General features: G+C 62.3%; 17 protein-coding genes. 11 read left to right on the top strand and 6 right to left on the bottom strand.

The genetic code is table 11. The annotated features are described in order from the left end of the window. Positions 1-188: 188 nt before the first annotated feature. From G9X64_RS21355 to G9X64_RS21345, 3 genes are all read right to left on the bottom strand, one after another. Positions 189-3,986 carry a peptidoglycan-binding protein gene (locus tag G9X64_RS21355; RefSeq protein ID WP_168312348.1) on the bottom strand — a complete coding sequence of 1,266 codons (3,798 nt, stop codon included), beginning with the start codon at positions 3,984-3,986 and terminating at the stop codon, positions 189-191. 444 nt (positions 3,987-4,430) lie between these two features. Further along, on the bottom strand, positions 4,431-5,132 hold the full coding sequence (locus G9X64_RS21350; protein WP_168312347.1) for an SDR family NAD(P)-dependent oxidoreductase: 702 nt from the start codon (positions 5,130-5,132) through the stop codon (positions 4,431-4,433). A gap of 210 nt (positions 5,133-5,342) precedes the next feature. Beyond that, a complete protein-coding gene (locus tag G9X64_RS21345) occupies positions 5,343-5,702 on the bottom strand; it encodes a hypothetical protein (protein WP_131619413.1) in 360 nt (119 codons plus the stop codon). A 376-nt stretch (positions 5,703-6,078) separates the two neighbouring features. On the opposite strand from G9X64_RS21345, the gene G9X64_RS21340 reads away from it, so the two are divergent. The 5 genes from G9X64_RS21340 (at position 6,079) to G9X64_RS21320 (ending at position 12,308) form a co-directional block, all read left to right on the top strand. Beyond that, positions 6,079-7,875: an acyl-CoA dehydrogenase C-terminal domain-containing protein gene (locus G9X64_RS21340; protein WP_168312346.1), complete on the top strand. Its 1,797-nt coding sequence runs from the start codon at positions 6,079-6,081 to the stop codon at positions 7,873-7,875. 131 nt (positions 7,876-8,006) lie between these two features. Further along, complete coding sequence (locus tag G9X64_RS21335; RefSeq protein ID WP_168312345.1) at positions 8,007-9,215, top strand: acetyl-CoA C-acetyltransferase; 1,209 nt, start codon at positions 8,007-8,009, stop codon at positions 9,213-9,215. Positions 9,216-9,217: 2 nt separating this feature from the next. Beyond that, the gene (locus tag G9X64_RS21330; RefSeq protein ID WP_168312384.1) at positions 9,218-9,601 is read left to right on the top strand and encodes a cupin domain-containing protein; all 384 of its coding nucleotides are present in this window, start codon (positions 9,218-9,220) and stop codon (positions 9,599-9,601) included. A 15-nt stretch (positions 9,602-9,616) separates the two neighbouring features. Continuing rightward, positions 9,617-11,830, top strand: coding sequence for a 3-hydroxyacyl-CoA dehydrogenase NAD-binding domain-containing protein (locus G9X64_RS21325; protein ID WP_168312344.1), 2,214 nt, complete (start codon positions 9,617-9,619; stop codon positions 11,828-11,830). A 268-nt stretch (positions 11,831-12,098) separates the two neighbouring features. Beyond that, positions 12,099-12,308 (top strand): cold-shock protein, encoded by a 210-nt coding sequence (locus G9X64_RS21320; protein WP_003545273.1) that lies wholly within the window; start codon positions 12,099-12,101, stop codon positions 12,306-12,308. Positions 12,309-12,732: 424 nt separating this feature from the next. Here G9X64_RS21320 and G9X64_RS21315 read toward each other — a convergent pair whose 3' ends face one another. Beyond that, complete coding sequence (locus G9X64_RS21315) at positions 12,733-13,233, bottom strand: MarR family winged helix-turn-helix transcriptional regulator (RefSeq protein WP_171377361.1); 501 nt, start codon at positions 13,231-13,233, stop codon at positions 12,733-12,735. Positions 13,234-13,291: 58 nt separating this feature from the next. On the opposite strand from G9X64_RS21315, the gene G9X64_RS21310 reads away from it, so the two are divergent. Further along, positions 13,292-13,696, top strand: a complete 405-nt coding sequence (locus G9X64_RS21310; RefSeq protein ID WP_168312343.1) for a GFA family protein — start codon at positions 13,292-13,294, stop codon at positions 13,694-13,696. Positions 13,697-13,804: 108 nt separating this feature from the next. Continuing rightward, a complete protein-coding gene (locus G9X64_RS21305; RefSeq protein ID WP_168312342.1) occupies positions 13,805-14,248 on the top strand; it encodes a YybH family protein in 444 nt (147 codons plus the stop codon). Positions 14,249-14,254: 6 nt separating this feature from the next. Here G9X64_RS21305 and G9X64_RS21300 read toward each other — a convergent pair whose 3' ends face one another. Further along, positions 14,255-15,457 carry an MFS transporter gene (locus tag G9X64_RS21300; protein WP_168312341.1) on the bottom strand — a complete coding sequence of 401 codons (1,203 nt, stop codon included), beginning with the start codon at positions 15,455-15,457 and terminating at the stop codon, positions 14,255-14,257. Positions 15,458-15,592: 135 nt separating this feature from the next. Between G9X64_RS21300 and G9X64_RS21295 the strand changes: the two genes are divergently transcribed. Then, the gene (locus G9X64_RS21295; RefSeq protein ID WP_168312340.1) at positions 15,593-16,150 is read left to right on the top strand and encodes a TetR/AcrR family transcriptional regulator; all 558 of its coding nucleotides are present in this window, start codon (positions 15,593-15,595) and stop codon (positions 16,148-16,150) included. 8 nt (positions 16,151-16,158) lie between these two features. Here G9X64_RS21295 and G9X64_RS21290 read toward each other — a convergent pair whose 3' ends face one another. Next, a complete protein-coding gene (locus tag G9X64_RS21290) occupies positions 16,159-19,683 on the bottom strand; it encodes a PAS domain-containing hybrid sensor histidine kinase/response regulator (protein ID WP_168312339.1) in 3,525 nt (1,174 codons plus the stop codon). 223 nt (positions 19,684-19,906) lie between these two features. On the opposite strand from G9X64_RS21290, the gene mscL reads away from it, so the two are divergent. The 3 genes from mscL to galE all read left to right on the top strand — a co-directional run bounded on the left by mscL (position 19,907) and on the right by galE (position 22,879). Beyond that, on the top strand, positions 19,907-20,344 hold the full coding sequence (gene mscL / locus G9X64_RS21285) for a large conductance mechanosensitive channel protein MscL (protein ID WP_012755977.1): 438 nt from the start codon (positions 19,907-19,909) through the stop codon (positions 20,342-20,344). A 111-nt stretch (positions 20,345-20,455) separates the two neighbouring features. Next, positions 20,456-21,622: a pyridoxal phosphate-dependent aminotransferase gene (locus G9X64_RS21280; RefSeq protein WP_168312338.1), complete on the top strand. Its 1,167-nt coding sequence runs from the start codon at positions 20,456-20,458 to the stop codon at positions 21,620-21,622. Positions 21,623-21,844: 222 nt separating this feature from the next. Continuing rightward, positions 21,845-22,879 carry a UDP-glucose 4-epimerase GalE gene (gene galE, locus G9X64_RS21275; RefSeq protein ID WP_168312337.1) on the top strand — a complete coding sequence of 345 codons (1,035 nt, stop codon included), beginning with the start codon at positions 21,845-21,847 and terminating at the stop codon, positions 22,877-22,879. The last annotated feature ends 13 nt before the right edge of the window (positions 22,880-22,892 follow it).

The following is a 22,892-nucleotide window of genomic DNA, read 5'->3' as shown; positions in this document are numbered from 1 at the left end:
TTGACGGAGAGATCGGTGGCAGAGGATTCGCCGGATGCGCGGATCGATATGTCCGGGCATAATCCGGCTTTTTTCAGGTTTTGTGACAGGCGACGGCAAAATTGAGAAAGCCTTGCGGCATAGTGCCGCCAGGCATTTTTCATCGCCCGCAATAGAGAGACAATCCTGCGTCAACGCAACGCGTCGCCTCAGATCGCCTTGCTGCCCTGCTTGTTGCGTTCGAGCAGCGCCTTCACGGTCGCATCGGTCACCTTGCCGTCCGGCTCCTGCCCGACGGACTTCTGGAAGTTTTTGATCGCCGTCACGGTCTTCGCGCCCATTTCGCCGTCCGGCACGCCGGCGTCGAAGCCGTTATTGTTGAGGATCGCCTGGATGTTGCGGATCGCCTTTTTCATGTCGACGCTCGCTGTCTTCGCGCCGGTTCCCGCCCATTCATCGGGGATGTCGATCGCGTTCGTGCGGTGGTCGACCGGCTCGGCCTTCCAGAGATCGGCCTTGGCGCGCGCCCGTTCGAGCTGGTCGGGCTTCATGGCTTTGGCCACTTCGTCGCGCTTCTGCGCCGCATCCTTGTCGCCACCCTTGGCGGCGATCGCAAACCATTTGTAGGATTCTTCGAGATCCGCCGGAACCCCGTTGCCGCGTGCGCAGAGGATCGCCAGGTTGAACTGGCTGTCGGTGATGCCGAGGTTCGCGGCCTTGGTGAACCACGAGGCGGCCGTCGCATAATCCTGTTGGCCGAGGGCGCCGGAGGCGTAGAGGACGGCAAGATTGTGCATGGCGCTGGCATTGCCCTGGTTTGCCGCTTGCTCGTAAAAACCCTTTGCCTTGGCGATGTCGCGTTCGACGCCGTTGCCCTTCTCGTACATGCTGCCGAGCCGGTATTCGGCCGGTGCAAAGCCCTTGTCGGCGGAAAGCTGGTACCAGCTTGCGGCCTGCTTCTGATCGACCGTCATGCCGTTGCGGCCGTCCGAATAACGCGCGCCGATCTCGAACAGCGCCAGCGCATCGCCGCCGCTCGCCGCATCGGCAAGCGATTTCGGCTGGACGGTGTCGGGAATGGTGATGGCAGCCTGCGGTGCGGGTGCTGCCGCAGCCGGCGCGTTCGGAACGAAGCCCGATGTCTCCTGTGCCGCACCCGACGGACCGGGAGGGGCAAATGTCGCAGCCCCTTCGCCGTCAAGCGGCGTCATATCGGTCAGATGCTCGCCGGCAGCCGGCGGAGTTGCTTCTGGCTGCGCCTGTTCGGCGGCGGGCGGCGTGGCATCCGCTGCCGGAGCGGTCGTTCCCAGAGCGGCGGCATCCGACTGGGCAGGTGTCGCGTCAGGCAAGGCCGGCGGCGGGTTTTCCGCGCCGGTCAGCGCCGAGACTTCTGCTGGCGGCTGCGGCGCGCGCTCGCCGCTTGTCAGCGTTCGGGCAAGCGGAAAGGCCATGATGGCGAGTAGCACGGCGCCGACCGCCAGCAGGATCGGCCGCCGGTAGCGCGAAAAAGCGCTGGTCTTGCCCGTCTTGTCAGAAGCCTTGCCGGCCTTGTCGGCATTCGTGCCCTTCTTCTCGGCCTTGCCGGCTGCCTGCTTCGGATTGGCATCCACCTCCATCGCGGCCGCCTGCGCCGCACGGCGCGCCGCAGCGATATAATCGGCGCGATCGGTTTCGCCGGCAGGTTTGCCACGTGCCGCACTCTGACTGGCGCGAACCCGTTCAAGGATCTTCTTCACGTCAGGTGTGCCCGAGCCCGGCTCGAGCAGTTCGTTTGCCGCATCCGTCGGCACCACATCGGTGGGATCGATCGACGGCGCGGGGTCGATCATCGGGCGTTCGGTCGCCCGGCTCTCGGCCTTCTTGCCGGGTATCAGCCGCTTGCCGAGGCTGGCGAGCAGGCTGGCCTTTGCCGGTGCCTGTGTCCCTGCCGATGTCGCTGCCGTCTCCGTTGTCCTGGTCGCGGCTTCGATGGCGATCGCGCTCGTTTCGCTCATGGCTGTGGTTTGCGCCGGGGCGGCAGGTTCGGCGGCGACCTCGGTCGTGCGGATAACAGGAGAAGCCTTCGCTGTCGGGGCAGCGGCCGGCGTCCTGTTCATCGCGGCTTCGGCCACCATCAGCGCATAGGGATCGACATCGAAATCGACGTCGGCGATCGGCATCTGCGCGGCCGGTCGGCCGCGATCTTCCATGCCGTCCAGCCGATCGGCGATATGCACCAACGTCTCGTGCAGCGCCTGGAAAGTCTTGTGCGTGCGTTCCTCGCTGTCGCGGCTGAGATCCTCGAGGTGGCGCAGATCCTCGGCCAGCGCCGTCAGCGCCGACATGTCGGCGGCGGGCATGACACCCTGCGGGCCGCCATGGCGCGAATAGGCTTCGACGACGGCCTCTGCCGCCTGGCGTGCGGCCTCGATGATATATTCATCGCTCGTCGCCATGTAATCTTCGATCGCGCCCATGCGCTGGTCGAGTTCGGGGGGTATTACAGCGCTTTCGCGCGGCGCGCTCATCAACGCCGACAGATTGGCGATCTGGTCTTCGAGGTTCTTCAGCGCCTGCGGATCGGTCGGCGCTGCCGATGTGCTCTCTTCCAGCCGGGCGGCAATGTCGCTCAGCCGTCCTTCGAGACGCAGGAAGGCGCCGTCGTCGACTAACGCGGCCGGTGCCGGCGCCTGCTGCTGATGGGCCATCTCGTCGATGCGGCGGGCGAGATGGTCGAGCCGCTGGGCCAGCACATCGTTGACGGCGCCGTTCTCAAGTGCGTCGATCTTGCGGGAAATGTCGGAAAGCGTGCCGGTGAGGTCGGCCTGCGGCGCAGTCTCCTGCGTGCGCTCCAGCAGATAGGAAAGATGTTCCAGGCGTTCGTCGAGCCGCGACGTCGATTCCGCCTTCGTCAGCTCCTCGACGCGTCCCGTCAGGGCCTCCAGCCGCATCGCCAGTTCGTCGGCCGGGTTCACGCGGCTGGCCGCATCATGGCTCATCAGGTCGATCTGGTCGGCGAGCGCCGCAAGCCGGCTTTCCAGCCGCTGCATCAGACCCGGATCATTCGCAGTGGCGGTGCGCCCGCTTGCCGCGATCGCCCGGCTGATCTCGTCGAGCCGCATATCCATGGCCGCGAACTGTTCGGACATGACCCGGTCGTGCGGCTGGATCATATTGCCGAAATGCTCCATCGCCGTGGCGATCGAGATCAGCTTGTCTTCCAGCGCCCGAACAGCCGGGCTTTCGCCCATGCCGCCGATATGGCGCTTGATGTCGTCGAGCCGATAGGCGAGCGAAACGAGTTCCTCCTGCAGCCCCTCGGTATCGAGCGCCGCAAGCCGGTTTTCGAAACCGTCCCAGCGGTTTTCCATATGGCGCAGCGAATCCTCGCGCGCCAGCCCGTCCATCAGCGAGCGCAGCTCTTCGAAGTCCTCGCGAAGGCCGGCAGCCTCCGGTGCAGCGGAGCGGCCGGTCAGTTGCGTGATGCTCTGGGCCAGGCGGCCCATGTCCGCGCGTATGTCGTCGGCGAAACGGCCGTCTCCGGCATTTGTCTTGATTTCGCGCAGCTCGGCGCGCAGCGCGTTCATCTCGCGGGTGACGCCCTCGGAAATGTCGCGCTTCAGGTCTTGTCGCAAGTTGACGAGCGCCTGGGCAATCTCCGTCATCGTGTCGTCGCCGGCGCGGAAGGCGGGTGCTGGCACTGCGGCGGCGGCGCGCGGTGCAGGTTCACGAAGTTGCGGGGCCTGTTCGCGTGCATAGGGCCGCTCGCGGCTGGCTTCGAGTGCGCGCTGGCGTTGACGGATTTCGGCGAGCGGATCCGGCCGCGGCTCGGGCGGGGCCTTTGCGGGCCGGGGAGCATGGGAACCGGCATAAGGATCGCGCTCGGCCGTTGCCGTGCGCGGCCGCTGTTCGCGCCCGCTTCCCATCAGCCCTTCGATGCGCGCCTCCAGCCCTTCGATCGTGCGGTTCAGCGCATCGAGCGAGGTCCTGTCGGACTGTCGGGAAGGATTTGATCGCGATCCGTTCATCTTCTTGCTCGCTTCGACTGCTCGACCCCTCGTCAGAGCTCGATCTTTGGCTTTTCGTCTGCTGCCCGCTTTAAGCGGACCGGAGCGCACCATTCATAAGACGATAGTCAATTAGACTTTCCTCAGGCTGAACGATGTAGCGGCATCCTAGGGGAACGCGAGACTGGGGAAAGGATGCGGATCACTACTGCTCAATCCGCACCTTTCACGAAACGTGGTAAACAAGCCGTTAATGCCGATGGGAATTTTTTAACGTTTGTGTTCCAAACGCCGTTTTTGGCGGCAATTGCCGCCGAACGCGTCATATCGAATGGCCGCTCGCGCGCTCAGGCCGGCCTGGATATCGCAGCTCGATCTTCACGCCTTCAGGGCCATAGACGAAGACTGGCCGAGATCGGTGTCGGGAATATCGTAATATTCGTAGCGATAGCCGCCCAGCAGGGCTCAGAAGCTCTCCGTCCAGGGCCGGACTTCAACCTCCAGCGACCATGCGCTGCGGTGCTGGCGAAGCACATCGATATAGGTCTGGGCGATCGCATCCGGCAGCAGCGTGCCATCCGGCTTCTCCACCCGGTCCGGCCGGATCTGCGAGCGCACCGCGCCGTCGATGACGAAATGCGCGACATGAATGCCCATCGGCCCGAGTTCGCGGGCGGCACTCTGGGCAAGGCCGCGCAGCGCGAATTTGCCCATCGCGAAGGGGGCCGATTGCGCAAAACCCTTCACGCTTGCCGACGCGCCGGTGATGAGGATGGCGCCGCGGCCGCGCGGGATCATCCGCCGTGCCGCCTGCTGCACCACCAGGAAACCGCCGAAAGCAGTGGTCGCAATCGCCTTCTCGACATCGGCGGGATCGAGTTCGGCGAGCGGGCCGCGCTGACGCGCGCTGGCATTGAAGATCACCACGTCAGGCCCGCCGATTGCGGCAGCGGCCTCTTCGAAGAGTGCCACGACGCTCGCCGGCTGCGAGACGTCGGCAGTAAAGGCGCTGGCGCCCGTTTCATCGACCAGCGCCTGGAGTTTTTCGATATTGCGGGCGGCGAGCCCCACCTTGAAGCCCTGCGCCGACAATTGCCGGGCAAGCGATGCGCTGATGCCGGAGCCCGCACCGACGATGAGTGCGCTCTCATAGGGAATATCGGTCATGATGTCTTCCTCGATGAATCGTCCTGATGACGTAGGAAGCCTGAGCGGCCTTCGCCATAACTCGGCCGGAATTTCAGCGCGCTGCGTCGAATCGATCGAGTAGGCGCTGATGCGCGAGAGATGGATGAAGGGAAGGCCGGTCTGCGCAGACCAGTCGTTGAACGCGGGCTCGAGGTCGAAGGCGCGACGGCTCTTCGCGCAGAGGCGCTCCTACGGCTTGTCGATCAAAAGAGGAGCCACCAACGGTTTTGGTTTGTTACCCTTGTAAAACATTAGTCTTGCTAACGAACAGTAGCTCTTCAGATCGCCTTTGGCTTCTTTCTCAAGCCGCTTCATTTCTGACCGGAAATAGGGATCAAGGGACGGTGAGATACCGGTTCCGTACTCATACCCGGCGAAGAAATCGCCATTTAATTCAAGCTTTCCGCAATACATACCCGCAACGATCGCCCCGGCGGAATAAGATAGAAACTGCTCTTTCGTCAACATGGGATGGGGCGGGGGTTCCTGCGCAATTACCACTGAACAACTGATCAACAATCCTGTGGCGGCACCAATTACCTGTTTCAAATGCGATTTCCCGAACGCCCTATTTCAATACGCTCCGCTATAGCAGCCGGCCACTGAACGATCGCAACCAATTTTTCGCGATGGTTAAGACAGTGCTACTGACCTACCGCGATGCTGTGATTTGCTGCCGCCGGCCCGAAGCGCTGGCCGCGCGATGATAGACGCTTCCGCTTGTACCCCGTTCTGCGATGGACAAGGAAGATGAGATTGCGTCTGTTCCTCCCGGCGCTTTGTCGCCGCGGATTCGTGCCCTCGAATTTTTTCAAAAAAAGACGACACAAGCGCAGAATTTGACGTTTACGCAAACGTCAATATTTTGTAAGACAGTGCCCAAGGCCGGCGCGACCCGGTCAGCCGAATGGGAGGAATTTGAGAGATGCCAGTCTACAAGGCCCCGGTGAACGATACGCTTTTCGTCCTCAACGACGTGCTGGGTCTCGAACGCTATAACAATCTGCCGGGTTTTGCCGACGCGACCCCCGATATGATCGAGGCGATCCTCGGCGAGGCCGGAAGGGTTGCAGAGGAAGCTCTCTTTCCGCTGAACTATTCCGGCGACCAGGAAGGCTGCACGCGTCACGATGATGCGAGCGTCTCGACACCGAAGGGTTTCAAGGAAGCCTATAAAGCCTATCGCGAAGGCGGCTGGATCGGTCTTGCGGTGCCGGAGGAATTCGGCGGCCAGGGGCTTCCCTATACGCTGCATACCGCCGTCGGCGAATATACTTCGGCAGCCAACATGTCGCTGATGATGTATCCCGGCCTGACGCAGGGTGCGATCGCGGCACTCCTCGTCCACGGTTCCGATGAGCAGAAGGCCACCTATCTGCCGAAGATGGTGGATGGCACGTGGTCCGGCACCATGAACCTCACCGAGCCGCATTGCGGCACCGATCTCGGCATGCTGCGCACCAAGGCGGTGCCGCAGGCTGACGGCAGCTATAAGATCTCCGGCCAGAAGATCTTCATCTCCGCCGGCGAGCACGACCTGACCGACAATATCGTCCATCTGGTGCTGGCCCGTATCGAGGGCGCGCCGGAGGGCACCAAGGGCATCTCGCTCTTCATCGTTCCGAAAATCCTCGTCGGTAAGGACGGCGTGCTCGGCGCCCGAAACGCTGTCTCCTGCGGTGCGATCGAGCACAAGATGGGCATCCACGCCAACGCCACCTGCGTGATGAATTACGACGAGGCGACCGGCTTCCTGATCGGCGCCGAAAACCGCGGCCTCAACGCCATGTTCGTGATGATGAACGAGGCCCGCCTGATGGTCGGCCTGCAGGGCATCGCCATTTCCGAGATCGCCTATCAGAACGCCGCCAGCTATGCCCGCGACCGCATCCAGGGCCGCTCGCTGTCCGGCCCCAAGGCGCCGGGTAAGAAGGCCGATCCGATCATCGTCCATCCGGACATTCGCCGCACGCTGATGACCATCCGCGCCTTCAACGAGGGCGGCCGCGCATTCCTGCTGTGGACCGCGCTCAAGTCCGATATCGCCCACCGCGCCAGCGACGAGAAGGAGCGCCAGACGGCCGACGATATTCTCGGCCTCGTCACCCCGATCCTGAAGGGCGTGATGACCGACAAGGGCTTCGATCACGCCGTCATGGCCCAGCAGGTCTTCGGTGGCCACGGCTATATCGAAGAGCACGGCATGAGCCAGTATGTGCGGGATGCCCGCATCGCCATGATCTATGAGGGCGCCAACGGCATCCAGGCGCTCGATCTCGTCGGCCGTAAGCTCGCCTTGAACGGTGGCCGTGCCGCCATGGCCCTCTTCAAGGAAATCGGTGATTTCTGCGAGGAGAACCGCGGCAACGAAAAGCTCTCCTTCTTCACCAAGCATCTGAAGAAGGGCTTGAACGACGTCCAGGGCGCGACCATGTGGTTCATGCAGAACGCCATGGCCAAGCCCGACAATGCCGGCGCCGGCTCGACCGACTACATGCACCTCTTCGGCGTGGTCATTCTCGGCTATATGTGGGCGAAGATGGCGAAAGCCGCCGAGGACGGCCTTGCATCCGGCGATGCCGCCCGCGAGGATTACCTGAAGAACAAGCTGATCACCGCCCGCTTCTTCATGGAACGCCTGATGCCGGAAACCGCGCTTCGCAAGGCCCGCATCGAAGCCGGCGCCGACACGATGATGGAACTGGCCGCCGATGCGTTTTGATTGTGTCCCTTCTCCTCAGCGGGGGTCCGAAGGACGGGTCGAGACCCGTGGCTCGACCCCGGTCAGGTGGCCCGAAGGGTCGAAAAAAATGAAATTCACCGGCGCCGCCGCGCCGTCAGGGAGATGAGACAATGACCGAGGTTTTCATTTACGACCACGTGCGTACGCCGCGCGGCCGCGGCAAGAAGGACGGCGCCCTGCATGAGGTGCCCTCCGTCCGCCTCGCGGCAAAGACGCTGGAAGCGATCCGCGATCGCAACGGGCTCGATACGGAAACGGTCGACGACATCATCATGGGCTGCGTCGATCCGGTCATGGATGCCGGCGCCGTGATCCCCAAGGCTGCCGCCTTCGAAGCCGGTTACTCCACGAAGGCACCCGGCATGCAGATCTCCCGCTTCTGCGCCTCCGGCCTCGATGCCGTCAATTTCGGCGCCGGCAAGATCGCCCAAGGGGCCGACGATATCGTCATCGCAGGCGGCGTCGAAAGCATGTCCCGCGTCGGTCTCGGCATGTCCGGCGGCGCCTGGTTCATGGACCCTTCGGTGAATTTCCCGGCCTATTTCATGCCGCAGGGTGTCTCAGCCGATCTGATCGCCACCAAATACGGCTTCAGCAGAACCGATGTCGACGCTTATGCGGTCGAGAGCCAGAAGCGTGCCGCCCATGCCTGGGAAAAGGGCTGGTTCGACAAGTCGGTCGTCCCGGTCAAGGACCAGAACGGCCTGACGATCCTTGATAAGGACGAACACATGCGCCCCGGCACCGATATGCAGGCGCTCGCCTCCCTCAATCCGTCCTTCCAGATGCCCGGCGAGATGGGCGGCTTCGAGGCCGTCGGAATCCAGGCCCATCCTGAGATCGAGCGCATCAACTATGTCCACCATGCAGGCAATTCCTCCGGCATCGTCGATGGTGCCAGTGTCGTCCTGCTCGGCTCCAAAGCCGGCGGTGAGAGCATGGGCAAAAAGCCGCGCGCCCGCATCAAGGCTTTCGCCAATATCGGCTCCGATCCGGCCTTGATGCTGACCGGGCCTGTCGACGTCACCGAGAAACTGTTGAAACGATCAGGCTTGAGCCTTTCCGACATCGACCTCTTCGAGTTGAATGAGGCCTTCGCTGCCGTCGTGCTGCGCTACATGCAGGCCTTCGACATCGACCATGACAGGATCAACGTCAATGGCGGCGCCATCGCCATGGGCCATCCGCTCGGCGCCACCGGCGCGATGATCCTTGGCACCGTGCTGGACGAACTTGAACGCCGCGACCTCAACACCGCGCTGGTGACACTCTGCATCGGCGCCGGCATGGGCACGGCAACGGTAATCGAAAGGGTCTGATGATGGGCTTCAACACCGGCACGATCGAAACCGAATATGCCGAGGTCAGCGAGCACTGGTCGCCCCGCGTCATCGCCGATCTCAACGGCCAGAGCGTCAAGCTCGCCAAGGTTAAGGACCAGCTCGCCTGGCATTCCCACCGCGACGAGGACGAACTCTTCCTCATCTGGAAAGGGGCGCTTACCATCGAATATCGCGACCGCCCGCATGTGCATCTGAAAGCCGGCGATTTTCATGTCGTGCCGAGAGGTGTCGAGCATAATCCGGTTGCGCAGGAGGAATGCTGGATCGTGCTTTTCGAGCCGTCTGAGACCAAGCATACCGGCGATATCGTCACCGAAAAGACGAAGACCTTAGACGCCCAGCGCAGCCATTTGCCGGCCTGATCGGGGAGGAACCCAATGACCTACACCAATTTCACGCTCGAAACCGACGCCGACGGCATAACTCTCGTCACCTGGGACATGCCCGGCAAATCGATGAACGTCTTCACCGCCGAGGTGATGGCCGAACTCGACGCCATCATCGACGCCACGACCGCCGATGCCGCCATCAAGGGTGTCGTCGTCACCTCGGGCAAGTCCTCCTTCTCGGGCGGCGCCGATCTGTCGATGATCAAGTCGATGTTCAGCTCCTATCAGGAGGAGAAGGCAAAGAGCCCAGAGACGGCCGTACAAAACCTCTTCGGTCTGGTCGGCCGCATGAGCGGTCTGTTCCGCAAGCTCGAAACATCGGGCAAGCCCTGGGTTTCCGCTATCAACGGCACCTGCATGGGCGGCGCTTTCGAACTGTCGCTCGCCTGCCACGGCCGCGTCGCCTCCAATGCCAAGAGTGTCAAGATCGCGCTGCCCGAGGTGAAGGTCGGTATCTTCCCCGGTGCGGGCGGCACGCAGCGTGTGCCGCGTCTGGCAAACGCCCAGGATGCGCTGCAAATGATGACGACGGGCCAGTCGCTGACCGGCTCTCGCGCCAAGGCGATGAACCTCGTGCATCAGGTGGTCGAGCCCGATCAGTTGATCCCGGCCGCAAAGCAGATGATCAAGGATGGTCTGAAGCCGATCGCCCCGTGGGACGAGAAGGGCTTTAAGGCACCGGGGGGCGGCATCTGGACGCCGGCTTCCGCCCAGCTCTGGCCGGCAGCCCCGGCGATCCTGCGCAGGGAAACATCGGGCAATTATCCGGCAGCGCTTGCCATCCTGAAATGTGTCTACGAAGGCCTGCAGGTGCCGTTCGACACCGGCCTGAAGATCGAGCAGCGTTATTTCACCGAGGTGCTGCAGACCCGCGAAGCCTTCTCGATGATCCGCTCGCTGTTCATTTCCATGCAGGAGCTCGGCAAGGGCGCCCGCCGCCCGGCCGGTCACGCGAAAACCGAGCTGAAACATGTCGGCGTCGTCGGCGCCGGCTTCATGGGCGCCTCGATTGCTTATGTCACCGCCGCCGCCGGCATTCCCGTGACGCTGATCGATCGCGACATCGAAGCGGCGACCAAGGGCAAGGCCGTCTCGGAAGGCCTGGTCAAGGATTCGGTCGGTAAGGGACGTCTTACGCAGGATGAGGCTGCCGCATTGCTCTCCCGAATCACGCCCTCGGCAGACTATGCCGACCTCGCCAATGCCGATCTCGTCATCGAGGCGGTGTTCGAGGATCGCGAGGTGAAGAAAGCGGTCATCGAGGCGGTCGAAGCGGTGCTGCCGGAAGGCGCGGTCTTCGCCTCCAATACCTCGACACTGCCGATATCCGGTCTCGCCAAGAATTCGAAACGCCCGGCCGATTTCATCGGCATTCACTTCTTCTCGCCTGTCGAGAAGATGATGCTGACCGAGGTCATCCTCGGAAGCGACACCGGCGACAGGGCGCTGGCTGTCGCTCTCGACTATGTTGCAGCCATCAAGAAGACGCCGATCGTCGTCAACGACACCCGCGGCTTCTTCGTCAATCGTTGCGTGCTGCGCTACATGTCGGAAAGCTACGACATGCTGATCGAGGGCGTGCCGCCTGTCATGATCGAGAATGCCGCCAAGATGGCCGGCATGCCGGTCGGTCCGCTGGCGCTGAACGACGAGGTCGCCATCGACCTCTCGCTGAAAATCCTCAAGGCGACGGTCGCCGATCTCGGCGAAAAAGCCATCGACCCCAGGCATATGGAACTCATCTCCCGCATGGTGGAAAAGGAGGGCCGTTTCGGCCGCAAGAATTCCAAGGGCTTCTACGACTACCCGCCGAAACCGGCGAAGAAGTCCCTCTGGCCCGACCTCAAGACCCTCTACCCGCAGAAGCCGGCGGATGAGGTTGACGTCAACGTCCTCAAACAGCGTTTCCTCGTCACCATCGCGCTGGAAGCCGCCCGCACCGTCGAGGAAGGCATCGTCACCGATCCGCGTGAGGCCGATGTCGGCTCGATCCTCGGATTCGGCTTCGCGCCCTATACCGGCGGAGCGCTGAGCTATATCGACGGCATGGGCGCAAAGGCTTTCGTGGAACTGGCGGAAAAGTTAGCTTCTGCTTACGGAAGCCACTTCAAGCCGACACCGCTGCTGAAGGACATGGCCGCCAAGGGCGAGACGTTCTACGGCCGGTTCGATCCCTATGCGAAGATGGGGCAGGCGGCTTAGGCCGCCTTTACCATCCTGCCGTGGGGCAGAGGTGGCGATCACGGCACGACGTCAAGATTCCCCCATCGGCCCGACTCGACTTTCCCTTGCCGCGGCCTTGTCACGGACACAATTTCCGATTACATGTTCGCGCATCGATCTTGCTAGATGAACTTTGAAACGGCCTTTGTGTCGTTCCTGGCGAACTTCCTCCAAAATCGGTTTTCATCGCTGCTCGGCATTTATCCGAGCTGCAGTCTTCTATGAACGATTCAAAAAGGATATCGTCATGAGCACAGGTACCGTAAAGTGGTTCAACGCAACCAAGGGCTTCGGCTTCATTCAGCCGGATGACGGCGCAGCCGACGTTTTCGTCCACATCTCCGCCGTTGAACGCGCTGGCATGCGCGATCTCAAGGATGGCCAGAAGCTGTCTTACGAGCTCGTCCGCGACAACAAGTCCGGCAAGATGTCGGCAGACCGCCTCCAGGCGGCCTGAGCCTTCAAGGCTCTAAATATCATCTCCGGATCGTGACCACGGATGTACTGGCACGGTTCGTTGAGATAGCAGGGAAGGTCGGGTTAACCCGGCCTTTTTTTGTTTCTCGTTGGCTGATGTTGTGCCCTTTCCCAAGAAATGCGTCCGCGACACCCCCCTCTGCCCTGCCGGGCATCTCCCCCACAGGTGGGGAGATCGGCAAGTGGCCGGCCCATCGGACCTCTTCGGCGTCTTGCCGCAGCTGACATGTTGAAGCGTTGATTGTTTGGGGAAGCCGGCGCCCCCAGCCAATCTCCCCACCTGTGGGGGAGATGCCCGGCAGGGCAGAGGGGGGTGCTCACGGTACGACCTTAAAGAATCTTTCGCATCACCAAGCCGAATGCGTCACCAGCGACAACAAGCGCCGCAAGACAGGTAAACGCGCTCAACCGCCTGCCGTCTCGCCACCCTCCAGCATCTCCATGACCCGCGCCATCACCGCCCGCGCCGCATCGAGCTCGGTTGATGTAAACGCTGCGCCCAGCCCATCGGCCCACACGGCTTGGGCGATCTCTATGACACCGAGCCGCGCCGCCCCTCCTTCCGTCAGCCGCACCAGCTTGGCGCGCTGGTGTTGCGGGTTGTCGGCATAGGCGATCAGGCCTTCGCTCTCCAGCACGTCGGCAAGCCGCTGCACGCCCTGGCGGGCGAGGCCGAGCGCGCGGGCGATCTGCGCCACCGACATGTTGCCGCGCCTTGCCGCGGCCAGAACCTGCCAGCGCGCGCTGGTTTGCCCTGCCGGCTTTGCCAACTGGTCGCCCGCCGCCGTCAGATGGCCGGCGAGGCGAAGGGCGGTGATCGCGAAAGCGGAAAAAGCATCCCCCTCCATCGTCCGCTCCGGTCGATTTTGTTTGACAACATGTTGTCGATTTTGTATCTCATCCATAATGACAACATATTGTCATATCCGAAAACTGAAGGCAACGCCGAAGGAGGAGAGCGCCATGAAGAAAACCTACAAGGGAAGCTGCCATTGCGGCAAAGTGCACTACGAGGTGGAAATGGACCTCGATGAGGGCACCGGCCGCTGCAATTGTTCGATCTGCGCCAAGCGTCGCTATTGGGGCGCCAACGTCAAGCCGGAGGATTTCCGGCTGATGTGCGACCAGGCGGAAACGTCCGACTATCAGTTCAACACCAGGAGCGGTCATCATCGCTTCTGCCGCACCTGCGGTGTGCCGGCCTATGGCGACGGTTATGTCGAAGCGATCGGTGGCGCCTATGTCTCGATCAACATCGCCTGCCTCGACGATATCACACCCGAGGAACTGGCGGCGCTTCCAATTCGTTACGCCGACGGCAGGCACGATGCCTGGTGGAACGAACCGGCGGTGACGAGTTATCTCTGATGCATGATGCGAGTGTTTTCGCACGAACATCATGCTCAATTTTTAAGTCACTGTCGAATTGCCGTCCTCCCATTCGTCCTATGTCCATAACGGAGAAGGAGACCGATTGTGAAAGACCAGGCGAATGTCAGGATCGAGGAAGAGGCGATTATCGCCATGCTGATGATGCGGGCCAAGGCGCTGGGCGAAAAGAATGCCAAGGACGCGCTTTCTTACGAGGCGGAGGATTCCGTCGAATTTTCGCTGGCCCCGCCGCTCGCCTATTACGGCCAGGATGAAGCGGGTCTGCAGGCCTGGTTCGATACCTGGGAAGGCCCGATCGGCGGCGAGGTGCGCGATGCCAAACTGACGGCCGGCGAGGATGTCGCTTTCTGGAGTGGCCTCATGCATATGACGGGAACCAAGACCGATGGCGCCGAGGTCGATCTCTGGTTTCGCCAGACGCTGGGCCTCGTCAAGCAGGATGGCCGATGGTTGGTTGCCCACCAGCACGCCTCGGTGCCCTTCGCCATGGACGGCAGCGGCCGGGCGCTGCTCGATCTCAAGCCATGAAGAAAGTCAGGCAGCACTCCCCGCGACCTTCCGCCTGTCGGCGCGAATGCTCACCAATCCGACGCCCATCAAAAGCAGGATAGCCGTCGCATAGATATCCGTCGTCAATGCGTAACCGGCCGATTTCGCCAGGAACCCGGCAAGGATCGCCGGCAGGCTGAAGGCGAGGTAGCTCTGGACGTAGAAGGCCGATAGCAGCCCGGCCCGCTCGTCCGCCTTGGCAAGCGGCATGATGGTGCCGATCGACCCGAGGAAATTGGTGCCGAAACCGACGCCGGTGAAAATCGTGCCGACGAGCAGCAGCGGCACATTGGCAAGATGGACGCCGGCAACGACCGTCAGGATGCCGAGCGTCTTGGCCGACACGCCGAAAACCAGATTGGCCGAGGCCGTCTTGCTGCGTCTGAGATAGACGGCGATCGCTCCGCTCACCATCAGCGCCGTGACGACGGCCCCGCCCGTCAGCGGCGCCCGGCTGCCGGTCGTGCTGGCGACCAGCGACGGGACCAGCGAGAGATAGAAGCCGGCAAGCGTCCAGTTGGCGATGTTGATCGGCGTCACCAGCGAGAGCGGCCGCTTCACCTGCGGCGGAACGGTGACCCGCGGTATCAGCGAGCCGAGCGCGCCCGGCCGCGTGCCACCGGTCTCGCCCGTCAGCCAGGTGCCGGCCGCCTGCAGCGTGAAGGCGACAAGCAACAGCGCATAGGTGAGATGCATCGGGAAGGGGCCGTATTGGATCAGGGCGCTGGTGCCCGCTGCCCCCACCGCCATGCCGGAAAGCGGCGCGATCGAATTGACGATCTGTCCCTTTGCCCGGTCGACATCGACGAGCGCCGCTCCGATCGAGGCGCCGGCGATCCCGGTTGCCAGCCCCTGCACGATCCGCGCCGCGATCAGCCAGGCGGGACTGCTTGCGGCGACGAAGAGCGCCATGGAGACGATTTCGAGCACGAGGGCGATAAAGATCACCGGCTTGCGGCCGAGATGATCCGAGATCGAACCGGCGATCAGCAGCGCCGCCAGCAGCGCGAAGGCGTAGACCGCGAAGATCACCGTGATCAGCACCGGCGAAACGGAGAAGTTTTCCTGATAGATCCGGTAGAGCGGCGTCGGCGCCGCGGAGGCGCCGAAAAAGGTCGCGAGCGTCAGCGCATGAAAGCCGATCGAGGGGCGCGGCGAATTCTCGGTGGATTTGGCTGCGGCGAACATATATAAGCCCCTTAAAGCTAAGCCATTGCGTTAGCTACGTAAGGCAGGCGCTCTATAAAAGCAAATTATTTGCGTTAATAGGTCTGTCAAAGATTTTGAACCATCGGTGCCGAGGAGAGAAGTCGGGTTGCCAGCATGACTGTGAAAGAGAATCTCCGTCCGGGCGGCAGAAGCGCGCGGGTTCAGGCATCGGTGCACAAGGCGGTCCGTGAGCTGATGGCCGAGATGAGCCGCGCCGACGTGACGATCCCGCTGATTGCCGGCAAGGCGGGGGTGACGCCGTCGACCATCTATCGCCGCTGGGGCGACCTGCAGGAGCTTCTCGCCGATGTCGCCGTTGATCGGCTGCGGCCGGATATGCAGCCGGTCGATGCCGGCAGCGGCAAGGCCGATCTTCAAGCCTGGGCCGAGCAATATGCCGAGGAAATGTCCTCCGGCCCGGGCCGCGAGATGATCCGCGACGTGCTGGCGGCGCAGGCGGGCGCGAATGCCTGTAAATGCAGCGAATATACCCGCCAGCAGATCGACGTCATCGCCGAGAGGGCGAAGGCTCGCGGCGAGGCTTTTCCGGATGTCGAACGCGTCATGGACCAGGTCGTGGCGCCGATCATGTACCGCATCCTGTTCGGCGATGTGCCGGCGACAGCGCGTGTGCGCGATCTGGTTGCGCGTGTCATGAGCGCGACGGACTGAGTTTTCAGTTACTCCGCGGCGGCGCGCTTGAGGCCGGAAATCTGGGTGATATAGGCGCGCAGCGCCGCCGGGCGTACCGGCTTGTGCTGAACGGCGATACCGTATCGCTCGGCCTCGCTGCGCACCTCCGGCGTGCGGTCGGCCGTGATCATCAGGGCAGGGATATCGGCGCCGAACTGTCGGCGCAGATGCAGGATGGCGGCAATGCCGGTGCCGTCGCCGAGATGATAATCGGCGATGACGATGTCTGGCGGTCCCTTCCGGCTATCGAGGGCGGTGACCTCGACGAGGCTATCCAGCGCCTCCACCTCGCAGCCCCAGCCGCTGATCAACAGCCGCATGCCTTCGAGGATCTTCGGCTCGTTATCGATGCAGAGGATCTTCAACCCGCTCAGGGGCTGGCCGGGACGGTCGGCGGGGGCAACTGCTGCTGCCGCCGCGGCCGGGCGCGAGACGTCGAGCGGCATGGCGATGCGGAACTCTGTGCCCTTGCCATGCGTCGACTGCAGCTCGACCGGATGGTTGAGCACGCGGGCGATGCGGTCGACGATCGACAGGCCGAGCCCGAGGCCGGAGGCGGTTTTGGCACCTTCGTCCAGCCGTGCGAATTCCTTGAACACGGTGCGGAATTTCGACGGCGGGATGCCGATGCCGGAATCGATCACCTGGATGATCACCTGGTTGCCGCGCCGCCGCGCCCCGACCAGCACCTTGCCGGTGATGGTGTATTTGATGGCGTTGGAGACGAGGTTCTGCACCAGCCGGCGCAGAAGATTGGGATCGGAGCGGACGCGCAGCGATGTCGGCATGACCACCAGCTTAAGCTGCTTTTCCCGCGCGATCGGCGCAAAATCGGTCTCGATGCGCTTGAGCAGGTCGGAGAGCGCGACGGCGGCGAGCCGCGGCCGCATGGCGCCGGTATCGAGCCTGGATATATCGAGCACCGCGCCGAGAATGGTCTCGACCGATTCCAGTGCGGAATCGATGTTGCGCACGATCGGGCTGTTGTCGGATTGCGCCATGCGCTCGACCAGAGCCGAGGAATAAAGCCGGGCGGCATTGAGTGGCTGCAGGATGTCGTGGCCGGCGGCGGCGAAAAAGCGTGTCTTGCCGATATTCGCCTCGTCGGCGGCCGCGCGCGCCTCGCCGAGTTCGCGGTTGACGCGGGTCAGCTCGGCCGTGCGTTCGGCGACGCGCTGCTCCAGCGTCTCGTTCGCCTGTTTCAGCGCCTGGTCGGCGTTCACGCGCTGGGTGATGTCGGTGAACGTGGCGACGATACCCTTGTCCGGCATGGCGTTGGAGCGCACCTCGATGATCCGCTCGCCGCCGCCGAGCACCAGCGAGAAGGGTTTGTCGAGCGTCAGGAAATGTCGCACCGTCTGGCTGAGATCGCCAGGCGCGATATCGCCGCGCTGGATGAGCGTGGTGACGATATCAGACAAGGGAAAACCGACCTGTCCGGCACTTTCCGGCAGATCCAGCAATTGCCGGAAGCGCCGGTTCCATATCGTCAGCCGGTTGGAACTGTCGAAGACGGCAATGCCTTGGTCCATCTGCGAAAGCGCCGTCTGCAGCATGTCCTGGTTATATTGCAGCGCCTCGCTCGCCTGGTCGAGCAGCCAGGCGGTGTCGGAAGAGGCATCCTCGATCTTCTGCAGGATCAATGACAGCACCAACCTGGCCGAGGACGAACCGATGGCGCTGCCGAGCAGTTGCTCGCTGAAATGGATGAGCGCCATGTCGGCCGGCTGCTCGTCTTCCAGTTTACGGCCGGAGCTTTGTTCGTAAGTAGTCAACGAACGCTGCATGCGTTCTTCGCCAAGATAACGTGAGATCGCTGCTTTCAGATCGCCGACGCTGATGCGGGTCTTCCAGCCGCGCGTGGCAAATTGCGAGCGCGAATGCCGCTTGACGAAGATGCCGGCCTGAATGCGTTCCAGAGGCTTTGCGTTGCGGGTGAGCGAGCCGACGACGAAGAAAGCGCTGTTGACGAGCAGGCTCATCGCCGTCGCATTGACCAGCGGATCCGCGTCGGGCGCGGTGAACAGCGTGGTCCCGGGAAAGATGAAGCCGAGTACGGCGCTCGCAACATAGGAATAGTCGGGGCCGCCGAGCGAGGGCAGGAATAGCAGGTAGATCCAGATGATGAAGCCGGAGGAAAGCCCGAGGATTGCGCCGCGCGCATTCGCCCGCCGCCAGATCAGCCCGCCGAAGAGCGCTGGGGCGATTTGCGCGATCGCGGCAAAGGAAAGAAGGCCGATCGAGGCAAGGCCGGCGGTGCTGTCGGTCGAACGGTAATAGGCGTAGCCGAACAGCAGCACGGCGAAAATGGCGCTGCGGCGGATGTTGAGCAGTGTCTTGGCGAAATTGTCGCGCAGGCTGGCGCGACCGGCAAGTTTGCGCCGGAGGAAGATCGGCATGACGATGTCGTTCGACACCATGATCGACAGCGCCACGGAATCGACGATCACCATCGCCGTTGCAGCGGAGAAACCGCCGATGAAGATGATCAGCGAAATGACGGGCATCTGGCCGGCAAGCGGCAGCGACAGCATGTAGAAATCGGCATTGCCGGTGCCGCCGAAGGTCAGCAGCCCGCCGATCGCCACCGGCAGCACGAAGAGATTGATGGCGATGAGATAGCTGGGAAACAGGAAACCCGCGAGTTTCAGCTGTTTCGGTGTCCGGTTTTCGACAACCGTCACGTGGAATTGCCGCGGCAGCAGGATGATCGCAAAGGCCGACAAGATGATCAGGGTGATCCAGCGGCTGATCGGCGTGTGGTAGCTAAGCGCCGACATGACCAGCTCATTGTCGACGGTCTTGCGCCAGAGATCGGTCGGACCGTCGAACAGAAACCAGATGACGCAGACGCCGGCCGTCAGGAAGGCGACGAGCTTGACCACGGATTCCATCGAGACGGCGAGGATCAGGCCATCCTGGTGTTCCGTCGCATCCGTATGCCGCGTGCCGAACATGATGGCGAAACAGGCAAGCACCAGCGTCGCGGCGAGCGGCAGGTCGAGGAAATAGAGGTTGCCGCTGCCTATGCCGTAATCGGACGGATTGACCATGGCGCTGACGGTGCTCGAGATCGCCTTGAGCTGCAGCGCGATATAAGGAATGGCGCCGATCAGCGAGATCAGCGCGACGATCGTGGCGACCGTCGGGTTCTTGCCGTAGCGCGCGGCGACGAAATCGGCGACCGAGGTGAGCTTCTCCGCCTTGGCGAGCTCGATGATGCGGCGAAGCAGCGGCATGCCGAGGGTAAAGACCAGGATCGGGCCGATATAGATGCCGGCAAATTCCAAGCCGCGCTGCGCCGCAAGCCCGACGCTGCCGAAATAGGTCCAGGAGGTGCAGTAGATCGCAAGGCTCAGCGCATAGACGACGGGCCATCCGCCTTCCAGCGTGCCCGGGCCGCGATTTAGCGTGCCCTGGCCGCGGTTCTTGCGGTCGCCATAGCTTGCCACGGCGAAAAGCAGGAGCAGATAGCCGAAGGCAGACGCGAATATAACCCAGCCTGGAAGCATTGACCCTCCGCCGGCGGAAAAACCGCCGGGACCTCCCGCAACGTGGCCAGCTTAAGTCATTTTAGACGCTTTGAAAATTGCTGGACATATAGGCCTTAAGTCAAAGACCGCGGGGGAGGTATTGTCGAATAATTGCGATTGCCGATTGATTAATTGCAATGAAGATGTAGCTAATGAAACCCATTGCATGTCATTGAAAATGCGTCAAAGGGAGACGGATCCAATGCTCAATGAGTTCAAGGCCTTTATCGCTCGCGGCAATGTCATGGATCTTGCTGTCGGCGTCATCATCGGCGGCGCTTTCGGTGGCATCGTCAAATCTTTGGTGGATGACCTTATCATGCCGATCGTCGGCGCCATTTTCGGCGGCTTCGATTTTTCGAATTACTTCCTCCCACTCTCGTCGGCCGTCAACGCGCAGTCGCTCGCCGCAGCCCGGGAGCAGGGAGCGGTGTTTGCCTATGGCAGCTTCCTCACCGTGCTCATCAACTTCCTGATTCTCGCCTGGATCATTTTTCTGATGGTCAAGGGCGTGAACACCCTGCGTGCCCAGGTCGAGCGCCAGGAAAAGGTGGCACCGGAAGAGCTGCCAGCGCCGCCGGCAGACGTTCAGCTGCTGACGGAAATCCGTGATCTTCTCGCCACGCGCCCGACGGCTTGATCCCGTCCGCTTCGGCCGGGCTCATTCATCACCAAAATCGATATGCCATCACTGGATGTCATGGGATTTGCCGGCGCAAATCCGCTATGAAGGCGGAAACCGGAGATATGCATGTCGATTGTCAGCAGCCTCAGCCCGCGCGCCCTGGCGGCGCCCGAAAGCGGGATCGTCGAACTCGTCAACTATGCCCGTGGCCGTGAAGGCCTGCTGCCGCTCTGGGTGGGTGAGGGCGATCTGCCGACGCCCGATTTCATCAGCAGGGCGGCGATGGATGCGCTTGCCGCCGGCGAGACCTTTTACACCTGGCAGCGCGGCATTCCGGAGCTTCGCCAGGCGCTTTCGGATTATTACAACAGACATTTCGGAATCCGGCTTCCGGTCGAGCATTTCTACGTTACCGGTTCCGGCATGCAGGCGATCCAGATCGCCGTGCAGGCGCTGACCTCGCCGGGCGATGAACTGATTTACCTCTCGCCTTCCTGGCCAAACATTGCCGCCGCCCTCGAGATAGCAGGTGCGCGCTCCGTTGGTGTCGAGCTGCAGTTTGAAGGCGGCAAATGGGCGGTCGATCTTGACCGCATCGAAACGGCAATCACCCCGAAGACCAAGGGCATCTTCATTAACACGCCGTCGAACCCGACGGGCTGGACGGCAACGAAGCAGGATCTTGGCGATATCCTGGCGCTTGCCCGCAAGCACGACCTCTGGATCCTGGCAGATGAAATCTACGCCCGCTACTATTTTGCCGGCGGCCGCGCGCCCTCTTTCCTCGATGTGATGGACGAGGGCGACAAGATCATCTTCGTCAATTCCTTTTCGAAGAACTGGTCGATGACCGGCTGGCGCGTCGGCTGGATCGTAGCGCCACCTGAAATGGGCCAGGTGCTCGAAAATCTCATCCAGTATTCGACATCGGGGGTGGCGCAGTTCATGCAGAAAGGCGCTGTCGCAGCCCTTGATCACGGCGACGATTTCGTCGCTGTCAATATCGCCAAGGCGGCCCGCTCCCGCGATATTCTCTGCGATGCGCTGATTGCCACCAACCGCGTCGAGACGCTGAAGCCGGACGGCGCGATCTATGCCTTCCTGAAGATCGACGGCGTCGCAGACAGCCGCAAGGCAGCGCTCGACATCGTCGACAAGACAGGCGTCGGCCTTGCTCCCGGCACCGCTTTCGGACCGGGCGGCGAACTTTTCCTGCGCGCCTGTTTCCTGCGTGATCCCACGCAGGTGGCGATCGCGGCTGAGCGTCTCTGCGACTATATCCTCAAGCTCTGACCAACATTGGCCACAAGGCCCCACCTGGTGGTCGGCCCAAGCCGATTTTGTGCCGGAATCGGCGGATCGATAAAACTCTAGCAAAGCCCGAAATCGGCCTCTAACCACGACTCCAAACATACCCGTTCAAAGGCCTTCCAACGGCCGTTCGATAAGAAAATTGGAAAGAAAAACCGGCGCCTGATGCCCCTGCTTATAAAAACGAAAGCAGGGATGCGGGACATGGCGGTTTTGGTGACGGGCGGGGCCGGATATATCGGTAGTCACATGGTTTGGGCGCTGCTCGATGCGGGCGAGGATGTGGTCGTGCTCGATCGCCTCTCCACGGGCTTTCGCTGGGCCGTGGCGCCGGCGGCGCGTTTCTATCTCGGCGACGTTGCCGATCCCGATATATTGAAAAAGGTCTTCATCGAAAACGACATCGAGGCGATCATCCATTTCGCCGGCTCCGCCGTCGTTCCGGTCTCGGTCGCCGATCCGCTCTCCTACTACGACAACAATTCCGGCAAGACCCGGGCGCTGCTGAGCGCTTCGGTCAAGGCCGGTATCCGCAACTTCGTCTTCTCTTCGACGGCGGCCGTCTACGGCCAGCAAAAGACCGACCTGCCGGTGAAGGAGACGGCCCCCCTCAATCCGGAAAATCCTTACGGCCAGTCGAAGCTGATGACCGAATTCATGCTGCGCGATGCCGCCGCCGCTTATGACTTTAACTATGTCGCGCTTCGCTATTTCAACGTCGCCGGCGCCGACCCGCACCGCCGCGCCGGCCAGTCGACCTCAGGCGCCACGCACCTCATCAAGGTCGCCTGCGAGGCAGCGCTCGGCAAGCGCGACGGCGTCAATGTCTACGGCATCGACTATCCCACCCATGACGGCACCGGTGTGCGCGACTACATTCATGTCAGCGATCTCACGGATGCACATCTGAAGGCGCTGCAGCACCTGCGCAGGGACAAGGGCTCGCTGGTTGCCAATTGCGGTTATGGCAGCGGCTATTCCGTGCTCGACGTGCTGAACATGGTCACCCGCCTGCACGGCCATTCCTTCAAGATCCACATGGCGCCGCGCCGTGCCGGCGATTCGGCAAGCGTCGTCGCGGACGCTTCGCTCGCAAGGCAGGTGCTCGACTGGAAGCCCAGATACGATTCGCTGGAAACCATCGTCCAGAGCTCGCTCGATTGGGAACTGTTCCTGTCGAACAAGAACGTCGACGACCTGCACAGCATCCACCGGGCACTCGCCGCCGCGTCGTTCTGAGCGACCGACCTGC

This window comes from Rhizobium sophorae (genome assembly GCF_013087515.1).
Lineage (GTDB): Bacteria > Pseudomonadota > Alphaproteobacteria > Rhizobiales > Rhizobiaceae > Rhizobium > Rhizobium sophorae.
The sequence above is the reverse complement of the archived record's forward strand: the minus strand, read 5'-3'. Positions and strand labels throughout refer to the sequence as shown.